This window comes from Micromonospora sp. 4G55 (assembly GCF_016803375.1).
In genome coordinates this window covers 1-2,448 of record NZ_JAEVHN010000819.1, presented here as the reverse complement: position 1 = coordinate 2,448, position 2,448 = coordinate 1, and the positions used below count along the sequence as shown (strand labels likewise).

General features: G+C 71.8%; 3 protein-coding genes. 1 reads left to right on the top strand and 2 read right to left on the bottom strand.

Features of this window, described 5'->3' with window-relative positions; all coding sequences use genetic code 11:
* Positions 1–37: 37 nt before the first annotated feature.
* Complete coding sequence (locus JNW89_RS34685) at positions 38–490, bottom strand: GNAT family N-acetyltransferase (protein WP_238452246.1); 453 nt, start codon at positions 488–490, stop codon at positions 38–40.
* Positions 491–563: 73 nt separating this feature from the next.
* Between JNW89_RS34685 and JNW89_RS34680 the strand changes: the two genes are divergently transcribed.
* A complete protein-coding gene (locus tag JNW89_RS34680) occupies positions 564–1,076 on the top strand; it encodes a potassium channel family protein (protein ID WP_238452245.1) in 513 nt (170 codons plus the stop codon).
* Here JNW89_RS34680 and JNW89_RS34675 read toward each other — a convergent pair.
* The coding region (locus JNW89_RS34675) for an alpha/beta hydrolase (RefSeq protein ID WP_238452244.1) at positions 1,003–2,448 on the bottom strand (1,446 nt) is incomplete at its 5' end. The two genes, JNW89_RS34680 and JNW89_RS34675, sit on opposite strands and share 74 nt — an antisense overlap.

The following is a 2,448-nucleotide window of genomic DNA, read 5'->3' as shown; positions in this document are numbered from 1 at the left end:
CAGGTTCGTAGCGGGTGAGGTGGGGAGTGCGGGGTGGTCAGAGGGGGAGTTTCATGCCCTCGTGACTGGCGACGAAGCCCAGGCCGCGGTAGAAGCGGTGGGCGTCGGCGCGGGTCTTGTCGGTGGTGAGCTGGACCAGGGCGCAGCCCCGCTGCCGGGCCTGGTCGACGGCCCACTCCATCATCCGTCGGCCCAGCCCGCGCCCGCGCAGGTCGGAGCGGACCCGCACCGACTCGATCAGGGAGCGCTCGGCGCCGTGCCGGCCCAGCCCCGGGATGTACGTGATCTGCATGCAGCCGACCAACTCGCCCGCCTCGTCGGCGACGATCAGGTGGTTGCGCGGGTCCGCGGTGATGTCGGCGAAGGCCCGCTCGTACGCCTCGTCGACCTCGGTGAAGTCCCGCGCCTTGCCGAGCACGTCGTCGGCGAGCAGGGCGATGACGGCGGGCAGGTCCGCCCGGACCGCCTCCCGGAAGATCACATCGGTCATGGCCGCAGCCTCCCACAGCGACACTCGACGATGTGCGGGCGTGGGTTGCCCGGAGCGGGCAGCATGGTGCGGCATGGAGCCCCTGCTGCTGCCCTTCCGGTGGATCTACCGGGGACTGGTCTGGTTCGCGAACTCCCCGCGAACGCTGATCATCTCGTACCTGCTGATGATCGTGGTGGCCGGTGTCATCTACGGCCAGGTGGAGAACGCCAGCGCCGCCGACGCGGTCTGGTGGGCGGTGGTCACCGCCTCCACCGTCGGGTACGGCGACATCTCACCGACCACCTGGGCGGGGCGGTTCCTCGCCGCACTGCTCATCTCGACCATGGTGCTGCTGGTCATCCCGCTGATCACCGCGCACTTCGCCAGCCGTCTCATCGTCGACGACGACGCCTTCGAGCACGACGAGCAGGAGGAGCTGAAGAACGACGTCCGCCGGATGCGGGCCCTGCTGGAGGAGTTCGCCGCGCGGCAGGGCATCGAGATGCCCGAGCCGGAGCGGCGTCAGCCGCTCAACGCGCCGGACAGCGCAGCCCCTCTCTGGGAACGGTCAAGGAGATCAGGTAAGCGTCCACCGCGTTCGTGACGCAGGTCGTCTGCGGGTAGGCGGTGTGCCCCTCGCCCTCCCAGGTCAGCACCCGTCCCACGCCCAGCATCGAGGCCAGCCGCGGAGTCTGCTCGTACGGGGTGGCCGGGTCGCCGGTGGTGCCGACCACCACGATCGGCGGCGCGCCGACGGCCTTGCCGGTCGGGTACGGATCCCGCTGCCCCGGCCACTGGGCGCAGCCCAGCATCCCGACCGCCAGGGCTGGCCCGAACAGCGGGTACTTCTGCCGCCACTGCGACTGCACCTGCCGGATCCGCTCCAGGCTCGGCTTCTCCGTCTCGTCCGCGCAGTTGATGGTCAGGTTGGCGTCGAAGAGGTTCGAGTAGTGCCCGTCCTCCTCCCGGCCGGCGTACGCGTCGGCGAGCCGGAACACGTCGGCCGGGTCGCCGCCCTCCAGCTTGTCGATCGCCCGGCCCAGCTCCTCCCAGCCCGACTCGGTGTAGAGCGAGGAGATGACCGCGTAGAAGACCCAGCCGGAGGTGGCCTCCCGACCGCCGGCGCCGCGCACCGGCGAGACCTTCGCCTTGTCGATCGCGGCGGTCACCGCCGCCCGGGCGTCCGGCGCGATCGGGCAGCGGCCGGCGTTGGCCGCGCACCAGCGGGTGAAGTTGCCGAACGCCCGCTCGAACCCCTTGGCCTGGCTCTCCGAGCCGGCCATCAGTTTCTGCTGTGGGTCGACCGCGCCGTCGAGCACCAGCGCGCGCACCCGCTGGGGGTAGAGCTGGGCGTACGTGGCGCCGAGCAGGGTGCCGTACGAGTAGCCCAGGTAGGTCAGCTTCTCGTCGCCGACCGCCGCGCGTACCGCGTCCATGTCCCGGGCGGCCTGCTCGGTGCCGTAGAGCGGCAACTGCTCGCCGTACTTGTCGCCGCAGCCGGTGCCGATCTTCCGGTTCAGCGCGACGTAGTCGTCGAACAGCTCCTGGCTGGCCGGGTCGGGGTCGAAGCCGAAGCTGGTGTCCAGGTCGGCGTCGGAGATGCACTTGACCGGGCTGGACCGGGCCACCCCGCGCGGGTCGAACCCGACGATGTCGAACCGGTCGGTGATCGAGGCGGGCAGCCCGCCGAACGCCTGCCCGAAGGAGAGGTAGACGGCGGTGTCCACGCCGGACCCGCCCGGGCCGCCGGGGTTGATCACGAGGGAACCGATCCGGTCCCGCTGCTTCGACGAGCGGGCCCGCAGCAGCGAGATCTCGAAGGTCTCCCCGCCGCCCGGGCCGGCGGTCGCGCCGCCGCCGGTGCCCCAGTTGCGCGGTACGGCGATCTTCGCGCACTCGTACCGCATCCCCGGCGCGCCGCGGCCCACCAGGTCCTCCGCGACCTCCGGGCAGTCCCGCCAGGTCGGGGTGCTGCC